Raw genomic sequence first — 17,661 nt, 5'->3', positions numbered from 1 at the left:
CTCGGTGATTTTACCGGGTGTTTCTTCGTTTGCCGCCACGTTAAAGATTACGGTTCCCGGGATAGTTACGGTTTTATCTCCCTGAGGATAACTGGCTTGAATCGGAATCTGCACAGACTTTCCGGCTTCGGAACCCAAAGGAAGATAGGTTACTTGCCCAGTGGCGCTATCAATATAGATATCACCATTAGCTTTTACCGCCTCACGCGATTGCACCAAGTGCCGCTGACTGTCCAGATTCGCGAAGCTGAATTTCACGCCCGCAGGCGGGGTAACGGTGTCCCCATCCTCATCAACGAAAGTTGGCGCATCCGAAGTGGCAACCGTACCCGGTTTAGCCTCTGCTACTACCTCTTTTAGGCTGGGAGGCTGCACTGCGGGAGTCTCAACCTTACAGGTAACTTTGGCATCTGCCCAGTCGGCGTGATCATTACCGTTGCCGTTACCGCCGTCAGTTACCTTTAGAATCAGTGACTTCACTCCGGTAATATCAAGGTCAATTTTATTTGCTCCTCCCGCTTTGGTAACTACCTGCGGGGATTCAAATAAGGTCTTCCCGTCTCCGATAACCATAAACTTCACGGAACCATTTGGTTGAGTGTCATCCACCCCGGCGATTGCGTTCATCCGGGTACATTTACCCGCCAAATCAAAGGTAATGCTACTTGGTGCATGGGCACCGATACCTTTGGGATATTCTTTGCCTCCCACCTTGATTGGGGTACCGTCGCCTCGTCCCTGTTCTCCATTTTCTTGATCCCGTTCGACCGGCCCCCAACCGTTCTCTTCATTGCTCCAAGGCAAATCAGAGAGGTAGTTTACGCCGTCGCGAACCGAGCGGAGAACTTTAACTTTCCTGGCTATGCTTACTTCCCTAGTCGTGCCATCGGAATCGACCTGGTAGGAGACTTTATAGGTCAATACTCCATCTGTCGCCCCTTGGGGAGCCTTAACCTCCCAATTTTGGGCGATATTGTCCCCACTAGGTTCGCTCTTCTTAGTGACTTTCCAGCCATCTGGAGCGCTGAGAGTAGTTTTCAGGTCTGTAATTTTTCCAGGATTACCCGGTTCGAAGAACTCGGTATTGGTTTGTACCGTAAAGGTTTGCCCTTCCGATACCGTCTGGGCTGCTTGGATTGCCGGATCGGCATTACCGGGCAACACCTCAGCTTTCCCTAGGTCTTCGACCCGGATATTATCCAGGGTTAAATCAGAGCCGGGAAGCCCGCCGACTTTATTAATACCAATCCAGTAGTCCCCTACGGTGGAGGTAACAAATTCGGTGGAAAAGATTTGGGTTCCTTTGCCCCCTACTCCTGTACCTTTCGCTTCGGGAATATCTTTAGTTTGCACCGTAGAGCTCTTAATCTGCGAGTCGGCCAGCCAGTCCCGACCTAAACTAAACTGATACTCACCCGCATAGGCCTGCTGGTAGGCAAAAGAAACCCGGTATTTATGTCCTGGTTCAAACTTTATTGCAGCTGGGATCGTGCGGAGAATTTGCCCCGTATTCTCTTCATGCGCCAGCAGTGACCATTTACCGGCGAGCACATTGTCGCTTTGTTTACCGTGGGCAACAACTTGACCTTGTTTATTCTTTCCCCACCAGCCGGCGTCGGAATAGGGAGAGTGACGCTCCGCTAACTGGGTGCGAGCGTCTCCTCCCTGAGTAGCGCCGGTAACGAAAGGCCAATAACCGGTATCTACGTCCTCAAAATCATCAAAGAAGACGGTTTGCGTGGTTTTGTCGTTATCTACCGGAGCGCTATATTTAACTACTCGCAAATCATCGACACGGACTTTTGCGGCTCCTTCTGCTGCTGCCACCTGGAAAGTAACCGGGTCACCCTCACTGTGGAAAGTTACCCGTACCCGCTGGAAGTAGGTCTGGAACTTTTCATCCGAAGCCGTCTTGTTAGGCGCAGTAGATTTAGTGATTCTGGTGGTAACTTTCCCAGCAATGGTTTTCTGGTTACCGACAGCTTTAACGCCGTTACCGCTGATGCTCACGTCTACTTGCCGCTCTTGACCGGGCTGTACCTCTACCCACGCCCACATGGAATAGTCTCCTTTAGACAAGGTGAGGGTTTGGGATAGGGAGGACGCGCCCTCGCCTAATAGAGCCTGGAAGTTACCGCGATTACTAGTTTCAATACTAACGTTTCCGCTAGTGTCATAGGATTTTAAGGTACCGGAGAAGAACCCGGGATCTTTAATACCGCTACCCTGCCCCCAGTTGGGGTCTGCTTGGCTAGGCGCGCTTTGCGGATAGAGGACGTAGGCGGTATTTGCCTTAGCCGAGAGGGAAATACTGCCCCCACTGGCATTCACGGTGCCTTTATCTACCCTTCCGGTAGCAGTGAGCTCATACAAATGGAAGGATCCTACGCTCTTAAAGTGACCCGGCAGTGTCCAGGTGCTAGTGCCCCCAGCCGGGTTGTAATGGTACAGTTTGTCCCCGGCAGATTTAGCGGCCCCGATTCCATCTTTTTCACCCCAGGGCAACAGGTATTTTCCGCCCGTATATACGGTAGCGCCGTCATAGGTTATTACCCGGTCGGTACCTAAATCAGTACCGCCGATACTGGCACGCTTAGAGGTAACCTCGGTTCCGTTGGTGAAAGTGGCTTTTTGCCTAAGCTGGTAGGTTTTAATGTCTGATTGTTGCAGGAATTTGGTGGGCAGGTTACGTTGCCACACATTATTAATAAACTTGCCATAATCGGTGTGACCAGTCCAGCCTTCAAATTCCACGACATTAGCATTGCCGAGTAGCGGATTCGGATTCCAGGAATCTCGCCAACTGTTTTCCACGAAACGAATTAGGGTAGAGTTCAGACCTTTTTCGGTTTTACCCCCATATTTTTCATCGTTTGCCCAGTGGGACCATAAAGAAGTATCCGGGAATGCCCAAGCCCATTCGGAGCCGATTTCCCAGCCTTGTTTTTGCAGCTCTGCACCCAGACGCTGAGGACGCCATCCTTTGCCGTAAAATACGTCAAAATAGAGCCAATCGAAACGATCCGCAATCCCAGCTGCAGTTAGTTCATCCCGGAATTTCTGGAAGCGTTTAATTACCCGTCCCTGCGCTAGGTCAGCATTATCATCCATATAGTATGCCTGGTTCATCCAGCCCCAAGCCGCCTGAGGCGGCATTTTAATAACGCATGATTCATCGGTCACGGTAGCGGCGTTAGTACCATCATTGAAACACTTAGCTTCCGAGTAGGATTCGGTGGCGTTGATATGAACCCCAAAGTCGGCGTTATAGTCTTTCGCCCCTTTAGTCATAGCAACCAAATCGGTGAAACCGCCGGCCCGCTGGTTGTAATGTCCGGCATAGTCTCCTTGGGCAGAGTCGTGCCCTTCTGCTTGATACCCTTTGAGCAACACGTGTTGTCCGAGGTTATCGGTCTCTAAACTGATGCGTTTAGTATCGTCTAGAGTGCGCAAGAACGGGTGGGTAGCTTGGGAAACAATATTGAACGGAATCCGGGTAATCACCCGGTTCTTGGTATCACCATAACCATTAGGTAGTTTATTTTCCACCATGAGGGCGCGGGTAGCGGTGGCAGAGTCTTGCCAGTCTACCGCGCTGTCACCGTTTAAGTCACTTACAATACGTACCTGGGCAAACGGATTGGGATCTTTACCGATTTTCCCGCTGCGGGTATTAGTCCCCCATATAACCCAGGACGCGGGAGTAAGCGAGCCTACCATGGTGGTTTTACCCGCGGTATCCGCATCTTCTTGGGCGGTAGTCGCTACCCAGCGCGTTGCTCCACGTCCATCTTGAACACTGGTGGCATAGTCGTCACCGACCGCATTCGAGACCAGCCCGGCAGCCAGTTCGCTGTTACTAAGCGCCGCCATATATCCGGCGCGCATTCCAATCTTTTGCTTAGCGATTTTCCAGGTAGTGTCGGGGTTTTCCAATCGATTAGTGCCATCGCTGGCAACTGTTAGGGCTCCATCTTTAGCACCGGCAACGCTGACCAGATTCAGCCCGGGTACTGCCAGGCGATCTACTTGATTCTTAGGATCATCAATCGCGGTTACTTCCCAGCGAAGATTACCTTTCGCCAGGGAAATCTTTACTGTCAAAGTAGCATCTAAGCCGCCCACTTTTAGCTTATAGGTGGCACTATCAGCGGTCTTTGTCGCGGCAGAAACCAGGGAGACTGTTCGCATCTGTTCATTAATGCGTACCTGTTTCAGAACCGGGCCCACATTTGCCGGTAGGGTTTTCCCCTGCAGGTGATACGCGATAACTTGGGGAAACCCTGCCTGTAAGTCGGCTGATAAGGTGCCATCGGTAATGGTGATTTTATCGCCCGGGTTAGGAATTTTAACTTCCGGTTCAGCTGCGGGAGGAGCTGGAGGTTGATAGCCGCTAACGGTAGCGGCATTGAACTCGGCCAAAGAACCCACGGTTTCGCTGCTCCCGGCTTTACCGCCCCAGGCACTCTTATAAATTACCCCTACACAGCGGGCAGCCGCCGGGGCAAAATCGATATTTTTGGCGCTTAAATCCCCATGATTCTCTTCAAACTCACCGGTAGCTAAAGTTTTTGCCGGGGCTAAATCCTTAGCTTTGGTTTTATCGGCGCAGTTTGCATCGGTATAGCTGACAATCTCATATTCGTGAACTCTTCCCGAGCCATTGGAACTTTGCCGCGGGGTTAAAGTTACTCGCCCTAAATCTGGGACTTCTTTACCTAAATCAATAATGAATCTATGCGGCATTTCATTATTGCCAGTGCCTTGATACCAAACGGTATGCCAGTAGGATTTGGCATCCCCATCAAGCACTTTTTCTAGCGGACCGTTGGCTCCCTCACCACCAGTTTCTACTGAGTCAGTCCACACGGCTTTCATCTGCGCTTGTGGTATCGAGGTAAATACCGCTTCCGCGGCCGCAATCGGCGCTGTAGCCAGTCCTCCGAAAGCCAGAGACAGCGCGGCACTAACCGTCAAGATGGTTTTATGTTTTAAGGGCATTGCTTCTTACCTTTTTTCTTTAATAAAAAACCATCATCATTCACTAATAACGCTCTGTCTTCTGGAAAAGCGATGGAGCGCTAGTCCAGTTCCGATGACTACCAACGCCAGTAGTCCCACTGTCCCAGCAGCACCGGTAGATACCAACCCTGCTGAAGATTTTTGCGGCTTAGCTTGAGCTTGCCCAGGACCACCATCCTGAACCTTCTGGGTTCCACCCGGCTTAGTCGTTGGCTTGCTGGGCTTGGTCTCCGCTTTGAACTGGTGCTCCCACTGGGTGGTAACCCCCGCCTTAAAGTGATAGCCAGTGGCCGGCTGGGATGTAATCAATACTTTCCTCGCGCCCTTTACTGGGTAAGTCCCGGGCTTAACTACCTGATTGTCAAGTAGGTAAACCACTCCTGGAACCTGCGGAATCGTATAGGTGTTGTCATTATCGTTAAAGATCGGTGCTTGCGGAGCTACCTCCGGAAGTGGCTGCGGAGCGCTGGCGCTGACCTTAAACTTGGCAGGCACTATCTCACTAGACCCGTCCTCATAAGTAACTTTAACGTCTACGCTTACAGTTCCGTTTTGCTGATTTGCGGGCACTTGCCAAGTTATGACCCCGGTAGCAGCTTCAATGCTCATCCCAGCAGGGATCGGTGCTACCAGCTCGAACTTTTGCGCCCTTTCCTTTCCAGCTGCCGGGGCAAAACTGGGAGCGGCTGCGCTAGCGGTTTTACCGGCTTTAGCTTCGGTGTCCCTGTAGGAAGGCTGATATTTATCGGCATCCATCTGTTCACAGGTGACCATCGCATCTGCCCAGTCAGCATGATCTTGGGCGTTAGATTCGCCGGCATCGGCAAATAAGGTAATTTTTTCTTGCCCGCTTACGTCCACTTTCATGGCTTCAGCTTTATCGGCAGCGGTCAATGCTTTACTGGACGCTCCTAGTTCCTGCCCGTCAGCACCCAATACTCTGAAAGTGACCGAAGAGAGGTTATCGGCTTCTTGGGTGTCATCTATGCCGACTTTCGCGCTGAATACTGAGCACTGTTTTCCTAAATGCACGGTAATTTTCGAGGATGCGTGGGTCCCAATACCGCCACGATATTTTTCTCCCTCAATCAAGAGCGGGCTGCCCTGCAAAGTGCGGTTTACCCGAATCAGACCGTCATCTGCCCAACCGATACTGCTACCGGGATACCAGTCCAAGTTGGCTACGGGAACAGTTCCGTGGGGAGCGCGCATTTGAGCCGGGGTGTCCTGGTCAGCTTTGGTAATTGTCCAGCGCGTAGCAGTCATATCGCTAGGTAGCTGGATCAAATCTGTTTCCATCGGCCGGGACTTGGTGTTGTCATCCAAATCTCCCACGTTCCCTAAATCAACGTGCTTTTCTTCCCCGGTAGAAATAGCCAAATCCATATTGGTCAGGGCGTGGCGCACAATATATTTGCCGTTGCCGTCCTCAATAATCTGCCATTTCTGGTTATTGCGTTTACTGGTTGAAGAGTTATTCTTCCAGGCGCCAGTGTGATACTTCTGGTCAATATCGTTTACGCACTCGACTAAGGCGGGACGGGCACCAACTTCGTTAACTACATTCAAATCTGCAGTAGCGTACTGACGTCCGCTGCCATTGAAACGCTGTTTGCCCACATCCATGCTGAGGCATTTACCGCTTCTAACCGACTTCAACTGGTAGTAGTGGTCATAGGTATGGGTTATCTGCCATTGATCGGATGAATAGCTAATTGCGTCTGGTTCGCGATTTTCAGAAGCATCTAAGCGTAACCCGGAGCTAGTGAAGGCATACACCCCGTCCTCTAAGGGACGCCGATTAACATTCTCCCAGTTAGGTGCATGTCCTAGCGCTTTTGCAAAGTCTACAAAAGTCTTGCCATCTTTCCAGGGGCGCGAGCCTTGCCAGCCTAGCTGGGACACTAAGCGGAAAGCCTCAAAGGTTTCCATCTCTACTTCATTTTCGGTTTGATATATGGAAGTATCAGGCCATATCGAGAGCTTAATCCCCAGGTTTCCAGGATTATCATCAGCTACTTTTCCGCTCTTAAAAGTACCGGCAGTAAACCCTTTGTCATTGTATATAGCGGCTGCGCCACTGTTTTGAATCCGCCAGCCCATTTCTCGGGAGAAATAGAGATCGTAATTGGTGTTATTGACTTTATGTCCTTTATCAATCATGGTTTGCGGACTGAGACCCCCCTGCCACATATCGATCACGATATCTTTATCCAGGGAATCAATATTTTCTTGTTTTAATCCGTCATTCCAAACTCGCAAAGTCTTACCCTTAGATTTCACATGCTTATTAATATCGTTAATGAAATCTACGAACAGTTTGGGACCGTTTACTCCCTCAGGTCCAAATACCGGGTAATTCTTGTAGGCGGAACGGTACATATACTCATCCCCTGCCATATGCCAATACTTGGAGGGGAATACATCCAGGTAATCATCAATTTGGCGCTTATAAAAAGCGACGGCTTCCGGGTTAGTGATATCTAGACGGTCATTATCCAAAGTGCCATCGGTTTTCTTAAGCTGATACTGAGGCAGGTTATGAATCTTGGGATCCATATGTCCCGGGGCTCCCATTTGGGGAACTACTTCAATACCCAATTTGTCGGCGTAAGCAACAATTCCTTTTAACTCTTCTTTAGTGTAATAGGAGTAGTTATTGGTGACCGGCTCTTTCGCTGACTCCATCTTGGCAGTTAAAACTACCTGATTCATCTTCAGGTCAGCCATATCGGTGAGCATCCGGTGAATATAATCTGGTTGATTCTTAATCCGGCAAGCACATAGAGTGACGGCACGCTCACGCTGCTGAGGTTGATCAATGGCGCTGCCATAGGGCAGGGTTAGCTGCTGGCGCAGCATTTGCGACAGAGTGCGCGTACCCCAAAATGCTCCCCGTTTTTGCGCGGCAGTAATATTTACCCCTTGAGCTCCAATCTGGAGGCTATACCCTTCCTCTGCTAGTTTGTTTTGCTGCGCAGCATCTAGGGTGATGACCACATCGTGGGCTTTCGGAGTTGCCCCACCGGCGGCTTGTGCCCGCACAGTTTGCGTCTGACCCGCCGCTTTCAGGTAGGCGTTTAGCTCTTGTACCACGATCTGAGCTTGATCTTCAAAACCGGCCGGATAGTAAACTACCGTGTCCGGGCTTAGTTTGAACACATCATTTGCATTGGTATTGGTTTTCCAAGAATCCAAAGAGGGAATCGTTTGGGGAAGTTTAGTAGCAATCGGATTATCAGAGGGAAGCGGGATTTCTTTCCCGCTATAGGTGAACTCTTGGAGAACTTTATTCCCATCAGTTACTTTAACTTTGAACTTGGGAGTAAAGCTGCCGCGAATAATATCTTCTTTAGTTATTACATAGTCACTGGCGGTACAAGAGAAGGTACCTCCCTTATCCAGCTTTCCGTTCTCGTTATGGCAAGATAGCGTAAAGTTTTCCCCGTTCAGCTGGACATCTACCGGGATTTGTCCCACGTTTTGCACTTTCGGGGTAAACACTAGTTTATCGCCCACATCATATTTGTCTTTAGTTCCCGCTACTGCCAAATCTGTTACCTGAACGTGACTGGCAAAGATAGGAATTCTGCTTCCCTTAACCGGATCTAACTGGGTAGCAGCGCCAGAATAACCAGGATTTTGATATTTGTAAGCAATGGAGGGAGTAAAGAATCCGGCGTCGACATCTTCCTGGGTGACCGTGTGGGTGCGGTTTGCGCACGGCAAGGTAGCTCCCGCCGAGATACTTCTCCACCTACAGCCTGCCCATCCGGTATCCAAATTGGAGTCAGTAGCAGTGAAGGACTTATCTTCTGCAAGTAGGTTTGTTACATTAACAGTGAAAATCATTTTGTCGCCCACAGCCCAAGTTCCATCGGCTTTGGGATTAGTAAGCTCAAAATCAACGCCAACCGAACCGGTAGGGTCAGTAATTATATTGGGGTTGGTAACCTTGATTTCCACGTCCCCGCGCAGCTTAACATTGCCGTATTCCAGACTAGAGTCGAGATAATAGGTTTTTTGGGCAGCATTAGCCGGAACGCTAACCCGTAAAGTTACAGTTTCGGAGGTTCCGGGATGAAGTTCTTGCGCCAAGACGCTTTCTTCCATTTTCCACCCGCTTGGCAACGCCAGTTTTACCGCGGTAGCTAGGGGAACGACCTCTTTCCCGTCGTCATTGCTAACCTTAACTGGAATCTCGACAGTTTTACCCGCTTCCGCTGCTACTTTTGCATCAGCTAGAGAAATTTTTACTGGGTTCAACCAATTAGTGTCAAAAGTGCCAAAATGAATAGTTTCAAAGTAGTTACCACCAATCTGGTGATCTTCTTCGAAAGCTACTCCGTATTTACCGCTTTGGGTATCAATCGCGACTAGATCAGAGTAAGCGGCCTTGTCATTCCAATAGAGTTTACGAATCGGCCAGGTTTTACCGTCATCATAGGAATAGCTCACTGCGAGAGTTTTACCGCTATCAGCCATCCCGGAATACAAAAGCTCTTTAGATTTGGGGTCTGAGGAGGGAGCGTCCGGGTACCTACGGATAATCGAGGCATTACGCCCCGGGGTCTTGGAATCAACTAGGGACCGCTCTATTTGCAGATCAGTCCAGGTCTCCCCACCATCGGTGCTCTTGGCGATATAGCGGTATCCCGCCTTGTTACTCATCCGGGAGTTCAATAAGAGCGTACCATCGGACAGTTCCACCAATTTGTTTTCGTTCATATCTGTGCCGATGGTGGAGCCACGTTTCCAGGTTTTACCGTGGTCATCGGAATACACCGAGTAGGCTGCCCAAGTACCCGGTTTACCGGCAATAAACTGGGTGATTAGGCGTCCATTCTTTGCCGTATTAGCACCGCTTTGATGCTGCAGCTGGATACCGTGTCCAGAAGCCGCAAACCCGCAGGGATATCCGGGCTGTTTAACCGCGGCAGTAAGTCCCCGCGTTGCATCGGGAGAGTTTCCGTAACGCTCCGTCCAGCTGGCTCCATTATCGGTAGAAACTGACAGGCTCACCCCCTGTACTTTGCGGTTGCTAAACTCGTCATTTTCTAGAGTTCCATTGGGATTACACCCTACGTCATAGGAATGCACATGGAAGTTAAATAGGTGCCCAGTTTGTTTATCGTAAATGTAGGTCGGATCAGAGAATCCCTCTTTATTGGGGTCATCCATAGTGGTGCCCTTACCTTGGGCAATAACAGTTTGCGATTGCCAGGTCGCTCCCCCATCGGTAGAGCGTTTTTGCATTATCGAGTTGGGCGCCGGGGCATCACCATTTGCGGGGCGAGCATCATAGGCGGTTAATAAATCACCATTACCCAGTTTGATTACTGCGGGAATCCGATAGTTAGTAACCCCATCGTCACCGTATTTAACTACGGTGTTATAGCTAAACTGGCCAGAAGCGGCCTCGGCGGGAAGCGCGGTTGCCAGCGGCATCAGCGCCATTGAAGTCAAAGCCACCGAAAAACCTGCTGCTAGAGCCTTAAAACGCCGTCTCGCTATTCGTAACATTATTTCAAACCTCATTGTCGTAAATGCTCACCTTCTGCGGAGTTTACCAACGCCGGCAAAAACATCCCGAAAGTGATTACTTCTCTTAATCTTTTCGATTTTCATCCAGATGAGCAAGCCCTAACCCTAGGTGTTTACTCAGGCTATAAAGCGGTGAGATGAAAACCTCAATTGGATTTTCACCCCACCAATTTGGTTAATTATCTTCCAGCCATCGCTGGCGATAACGCACCCCGATTCCTACCCCCAATGCCAATAGCGCGATTAATAAAGCGGAAATACCCTCGGTACCGGTACGCCCCAGCCCCTCTTTAACAGTTTTTCCTTTCGAGGAGGGGGTTTTCGCATTTTCCGTAGGAGCCGCCTCTTTAGAAGGAGTAGCTGGATTTTGCGGATTATCCGGCTGGGAAGGATTAGGCTTTTCTGTCTTATCTGGGGTATCCGGTTTATCCGGGGTGTCCGGGGTTTCCGGTTCTACTTCCCCCGGGTTATCCGTTTGTGCAGTTACTGGTGCTAAGGCATTCATCTGGGAAAGATGAACCGCGCGCAGTACTACGTTTTCTGGCCCCGCATCAGCTTCTTTACCAATAACCGCAATTGCCGCCGTGTTCTTGCCGTTTAGATTAAGGAAAGCCGCCGGGATAGTGAAGGAATCCTGCGGCCCGATATCACCGATATAGATACCGGTATTCCAGCCATTGACAAACAATAACGCCTGAGAATGGTCGGTTCGGGTCTGCTGGGTATTGCCGAAGCGCCGCGATAACACCTCTAAGCGGAAAGCTACATCGGCATCTTTAGGGACGTTTAAATCGAAAGTGGATCGATACCAGGTAACCCCGGCCTCGTCCGCGTGCATATCAGTGGCCGCGGTCCACTTCGAGTCATCTAGACCTGGCAGATGCCAGCCTTGACGCTCGCCGTATAAACCACCGTTATTGTAAAGACCACGCGCTTTATCTTTAGTGCCACTCTTATCGGCAGCGCCTTGAATCTTCCAGGTAACTTTCCCGTCCTGAGCGGGAATAGTAGCTGAATACAATCCCCGATTTTGGCGTGATAACCCATTATCTGACCAGTCCAGGTTTTGCCCCAGGTTATTTACTAGCACCGCTAAGACTACTTTATCGCCGGCTTTGATTCCTTTAGCGGTAAAAGACTGGTCGGTGCCAGCGGCGCTGCGAGCGCCCAGCGACTTCCCATTTGCCCACACTTGCATAAAGGCGGGATTCTTGCCATGCCCGGGAACTCCGGAACCGCCGTTAGCGTTCAGACTAATAACTGGGGAATCACTGCTGGCCACAAAGGTAGCGCGATACCATACGGAGCCTTCATAGAAACCGTAATAATTGGAGTCAAGCACCAGTCCATTCCCGCTGGGGGCTTGCCATTTTTGGTTACGCTGTTTACCGTCAGCCACCTGCCAGGCGCTATCGTCAAAATTGATTTCCTTTTCCGGAGCGCCCTCCTGTTTCACCCACTTTAGCTGGGGCGGCTCATAGGTTAGCATCTGCGGAATAAATTTGGTGAAACCGGCATAGACACCCTCGGTTTCACTTATTCCCGCTTTGCCTCCATTCCAACTCGCGCTCTTTGCGCCTTTAGGAAGCAGCACATAGGGAGTTTGACTCTTAGAATCAGTAGTGCCATTAACCTCGGCATTCGAGCCGTTTAAACTCCAGTTGCGAGCTAGCTCTACCCCCTCGACCGCTAAACGTTTGCCGCTGCCTCCTTCACCGGTATTTAGTAACCAGGTAGTTTGCGCGTAGGTGCGGTCAATAATCCGCAAGCGCAGCGTATCTCCCGCACTGGCTGCTCTATCTGAGGCAGCCGGGGTGATAGTGATATCGCTAGGTTCTGCCGAATACTTATAGTTCAAACGCAGCGTCTTATACTGTTCATTCCAGGTAACCTCTACCCCTTTACCGGCATTCAACTGCGGTTTAGCCGGGTAACGTAGCAGAGTTTCCCCGTCGTCTCCCGCTAACCCGAGCAGGTACTGTACCTGGGCGTTATCGGTAGCAATCGGGGAACCGAATAGCTGCGAGGTGGTGTACAGCAGTTTTTGCCCCGCGATTTTCATATCCGCGCTCATCAGCAACGCATCCCGACCATGCAACGTTAGGGCAGTTCCCGATTTTTGTGGAATCCGCGACCAAGAGTTCTCTCCATCTTTGACGCTGGTTCCGGTATTGAACTGATCTATGGCATCTTTATCGGGGAATACTCGCAAAGCATCTAGCGATACGAAAGTACCCTTAGAGCCTGCAAAAGGCTTACCGGTAACTTGGACTTTTAAGGTGTGCTCACCGGCACTTAACCCTCGCACGCTATATAAAACCTGCTGGGCGCGCGCGGTATTAGTGACGTCCTCTTCGGTTTGCCCCACTTTTTTCCCGTCAATAAACACCTCGGCTATGCCGTGATTACCAGAGAAAGCCCCAATAATATCGATTCCTATCCCGTTGAAGTCATAGGTATAAGAATCACCTTTACGGGCAGAATAGGTTTCGTCTCCTTGATAATCCCCGCTAGTCCAGTTTTGCCCGGTAGCATATTCCCAAGATGAGGCAGTCCCAACCGCGGGATTATATTTAATCGCCGGGTCATTATTGTTCACCACTACCCAGGGCGTGGCGCTGGCTCCTAGGACGTTAAGCGCATCTAGCTGGACTTTTGTGCCTCCAGTAGTAGATCCCTCGGCGCTTTGCCCCAGCACCCGCACCTTCAGGGTATGTTTACCGGCAGGAAGATTACTCTTAGAGAACACGACTTTTTGGGTAGGTTTATTCTGTTCGGTTCCCACCCAACCAGTTACTACCTGTTCCGCCTGGTCATCGAGCTTTACCGCGAATTTCCCATGATCGGTTCCGGTGGCTACCGCAATCTCGATTCCCGTGCCGGTAAACTCGAATGCGACTTCCTCGCCCGCTTTACTAGCCTCGTGAATACTTCCTTTCCAAGCCGAATCGTCCTTAACTGACTTCCAACCCGTCGAATACTTTAGTTCGCTGTCACTATCATCGTGATTAAACCTTGCCCCCACACCGGAGGTGTTGGCTAAATCCAAAGCAAAAGTAAACTTATTAGTGCTGGTGTCATTGGTGTTATTCAAAATAAACCCCAGAGTGCGCCCGCCGTTACCGGTAGCTGAAAGCTCCGCTGCGCCCTCGGAAGAAATCCGTTGATACCCTCTAATCTGGGCGTCGCCGCTAACCCTCTTAATATCGGGTTTAGCTACCGGATTAGAGGTTACATATTGGGGATTAGCTTGCAAATAGTAGGCAATCTCTTTTTGCGCCCCAAATTTGTCTTTCCGAATCGTTCGATCTTCGTCTATACCAGCGCCATAGTCATAACTGGTAAAACCAGAGGAGGGAGAACCGGTATAACCCCAGTTAGTGCCGCCAAAAATCATGTAGTAGGTATAGGCTTTCACCCCGTTACCGGCCAGGACAGTCCCCCACTGGCGCACAAAGTTTCCATCGGTGAAACTGGCACATTTTTCGGGGGTAAAGTTTGCTCCCCAAGGGGTGAAAGCACCCCCTTGACCTTCGGCGATAAAATGCGGACCTACCGGTTCATGGCTACGGAAAGTCTGTTCAACATCATCTAGGTTCCCGCGTCCTGCCCCGCAGTTGAAGCCCAGGGGATAACGATCATAGGTGTAAAAATCAGTGCTGCCATATTTACCCGCCGGGTTTCCGGCTTTATTCGGAGCAAAACGTCCTGCCAATCCCCAGTCATTTTCAAACAGGGGAACATTTATCCCATCAGCGCGTACAAAGTTGCTTAGCTCTTTTAGGAATGCGGTCGTGCTGGGATTTTCTGCCAGCAGCTCATTTTCCACCTGATACATAATGATGGAGCCGCCACCTTCGGTAATCAGGTGTTTCTTCGCGATATTGTTAAAGGCTTTCAACCAGCTCTTAGAGGCTGCCAAGGCTTTCGGATCAGTCGAACGCAAAGAGGACGCCGCATAGTTAGTCATATATGCGGGCATGCCTCCCATTGAAATCTCGGCATTGACGTAGGGGCCGGGACGAGCAATCACATATAGCCCTTCTTCCTCAGCCATCGTCAGCAAAAGGTCAATATCGCGGCGAGTGCCTTTATCGAAATTGAAGGGACCGCCCTCTTCGCTTTGATGATCGCCCCAGAAGAAATAGAAAGATACCGCATTAAATCCGGCGGCTTTTATCTTTTGGAGGACGTCGCGCCAAGCCTGCGGGGAAGGGATTCGCCAAGGATGGAACTCACCAGCCCAAACCTGTAGACGCTCGCCATCTATTTTCAAAGAATGATTATCCCAGGTTACTTTATGAGGTTTACCGTCATTTCCGGGAAAACTATAGCTGCTCTTCGGGAAAGAACGCTCAGTACTTTCCCAGGTGGTATCGCTTTGGCTGGTTTGAGTTCCTGGCTCTGAGGGCGTTTGACCGCTAAGGGATGGAACCTGAATAACCGCGCTGGCCAGACCGGTATCACTCTTACCGTCTAGGGACTTTAATCCGCTGGCTTTTGCGCTCAGTTGTGCCTGGTAGCTACCTTTGGGAACTTTTGTCAGGTCGGCATAAACCTTAAAGACCGAGTTCATCTGTTTGCCGGTTTGATAGGAACCATTTACCGGTATGTATTCTTTATCCAAAGTGGTACTTACCGGCACATTTATCGCATTTTGGGATTCTTTCGGCGTCAGGGTCAAAGACAAATCCAGGTCATCGTTACCTTTGCCGGGAGCCGAAACATATCCGATTAACTGCCGATTAGCTTTACCGATTCCCTTTCCTTGGGAATCGGTAGCTAGCGGAGATAATGCGGGGGAAATCCGCCAGGCGACCTGAGAGCCGTTAAAGAAACTGGCGTCCGTAGCGTTTAGGGCAGTTGCCTGTTGGGCAACCCCGCCCCGGAAGCGTTCCCAGTTCTTATTAGCCTGGTTTGTCCAGCCCATCTCCGCGTGAGATAGTAACCGCGGGAACGCAAGATACTCAATATCTGCCAAGTTGCGCACGCCCTCGCTCCAGACTGCGCCCTCGACCCCCAGGATCCCTTTATCATCACTGAGCCCCATGACCTGTTGGGGCTGGGCATCATAGGCGTGTTTCAAAGTACATTCCCCACCGGGGCAAGCCCAACTGGGTGCCACATGGGAGCGGTCTTCGCGTTGGGGATAATAGAAGTAGCTGGCGTTAGAGACAATAAATTTGCCGCCTTTAGCTACGAAATCATTGCGTAGCTGGGCGCGATTACCAGCCGCAGAGTCGGTGTTCCACCACTGGACTACCCCATCATTGTCGGCAATCCCGGCGGCCCCCACACTCTTTAAAGCTTCATCCCAAACGATGGGGGTTTGCTTCATGGCTTTTACTTTGGGCAGAATCTGCTGCATATATTGCAGGTAATGCTGGTGATCCATACTGTTAGCTTCATCGCCGCCAATATGCAGATAAGTGTTATTAGAGTTTTGCGCCAAAATCTTCAAAACGTGCTGCATAAAGGTGTAGGTGTGGGGATTTAAAGCATCCAGATTCACTTTCATATTGTTTTTCGAGTAATTTGGCTGCTCAATCGTGTCTTGGCCGGCCTCTGGCTTGGGATTAGAGTTTTCCGAGTTCAGCTGCGGTATGGAATATAGCGCTGCCTCTGTGTGACCGGGAGTATCGATCTCGGGAACAATCGCTATGCCTAATTTATTGACAGTTGCCACCATTTCTCGGTAATCATCCAAGGTGTAGTAGCCGGTGCGTCCCGCCTGGGGTGCGCGACCAATATCTCCGGCTCGTAAACCGGCACTGCCTCCCCGTTTAGCCAGCTGGCTATAGTCAATCGGGTCAGCAGCGTCTTTGCCCTCATTCGGGATATCAATCCGCCAGCCCTCATCACTTAGATGCAGATGCAAAGTGTTCATCTTGAAGCGGCTCATAGAATGCATCAGCTTGATGACTTCATTCTTGGGAATGAAGGAGCGCGCCGGGTCAAGCATTAGCCCGCGCCAAGAATAGCGAGGACCGTCTTGAATAGTCATCGCCGGTATCGGCATTAAAGAACCCACGGTAACTTTGGGAAATACTGCCCAAGGTCCTAGCAATTGCAGCAGCGATTGGGTTGCCCATAGCGCCCCGCTGGCAGTGCGCGCGGTTATGGTTACCCGGTTTGGCGCAATCTGTAAGGTGTAGGCTTCATTCATTTGTTCCTTGCCTACCCCACTGACGGTTAAGCTGGGATTGATAACGTAATTAATCTGGGTTTTAGCACTAGAAGTGGCGGATACCGGTAGTTTGTATCCGGTGGATTTCGCTAGCGTCTCGGCAAGATATTTAGCGGGCTCCCCTGCTAAGCCACTGGCAGTGATCTCGCTATCTTTGGTGAGGGTGAACCGAGAATTATTTCCGGCAAGTTCAGCTTTTTGCGGGTAGGGAATCAATTGATTGAGCTGAGCCAGATTTTCGTTATCTGTCGGGGTGGGCTCTGAAGCTAAACTCCCACAAGCGGCTATTTCCCACAGCGATAGTCCCCACTGCTGTGATTTGCCAGAAATCTGCATTTTCAGGTAGCGCATTTTTTCGCTGCCGTTAAAGGTGTGCTCGGTGCTTCCAGCTTTTTTACCGTTCTGGTTGGTTACTAAATCTCGCCAGGTGTTGCCATCATTACTGGCTTGTAACTTGTAGGGTTTACCGAAAGTGTTTCCCCAATAAAGTTGCACCTTATTGATACTGGCGGTTCCGGCAAAATCGATGGTCAGGGCAGCGTTATTGTCACTTCCGGCGGCAGACCAACGACTGGCAGATTTAACGTTGTGTACTGCCGGAGTAGCTTTGTCATCGGGACCAATATTGCCATCGACTGCCAGTTCTGGCCCTTTTTCTCCCGCTACTTCCCGGCTGGTGGCGTTTACCGTTTTCCCGGCTGCCAAGTTGTCTGCGCACAGAGCAACATCCCCGCTAGCGAGCGCCTGGGCACTGCTTACTGGGATTAGCACCGACATTAAAGCTACTGCCGCTGTAACCACCGTGGCATTTGCCCGGCGTTTCCAACTAACCTTACTCATTTATTTACCTTTCCCAGCCTCATTGCTCAGATTCTTATATGTCTTTCGGAAATGGCTCGCCGCTCCGT

At 50.5% G+C, this 17,661-nt stretch carries 3 protein-coding genes; all 3 read right to left on the bottom strand.

Translation table 11 applies throughout. From position 1 onward, the window contains the following. Window positions 1-5,001 (bottom strand): endo-alpha-N-acetylgalactosaminidase family protein (locus RDM26_RS02860; RefSeq protein ID WP_307737539.1); only part of this gene is annotated, 5,001 nt, incomplete at its 3' end. 36 nt (window positions 5,002-5,037) lie between these two features. Beyond that, a complete protein-coding gene (locus RDM26_RS02855; protein WP_307737538.1) occupies window positions 5,038-10,545 on the bottom strand; it encodes an NPCBM/NEW2 domain-containing protein in 5,508 nt (1,835 codons plus the stop codon). Between the two features lie 196 nt (window positions 10,546-10,741). Further along, window positions 10,742-17,593: a beta-galactosidase gene (locus tag RDM26_RS02850; protein ID WP_307737537.1), complete on the bottom strand. Its 6,852-nt coding sequence runs from the start codon at window positions 17,591-17,593 to the stop codon at window positions 10,742-10,744. Between the last annotated feature and the right edge of the window lie 68 nt (window positions 17,594-17,661).

The sequence above is a fragment of the uncultured Varibaculum sp. genome, assembly GCF_902489465.1.
GTDB lineage: Bacteria > Actinomycetota > Actinomycetes > Actinomycetales > Actinomycetaceae > Varibaculum.
This window is presented reverse-complemented; position numbering and strand designations above follow the sequence as displayed.

Bases quoted from the DNA above. Each gene is read 5' to 3' on its own strand.
- RDM26_RS02855 (WP_307737538.1), bottom strand. From the start codon at position 10,545: ATGTTACGAATAGCGAGACGGCGTTTTAAGGCTCTAGCAGCAGGTTTT.
- RDM26_RS02850 (WP_307737537.1), bottom strand. From the start codon at position 17,593: ATGAGTAAGGTTAGTTGGAAACGCCGGGCAAATGCCACGGTGGTTACA.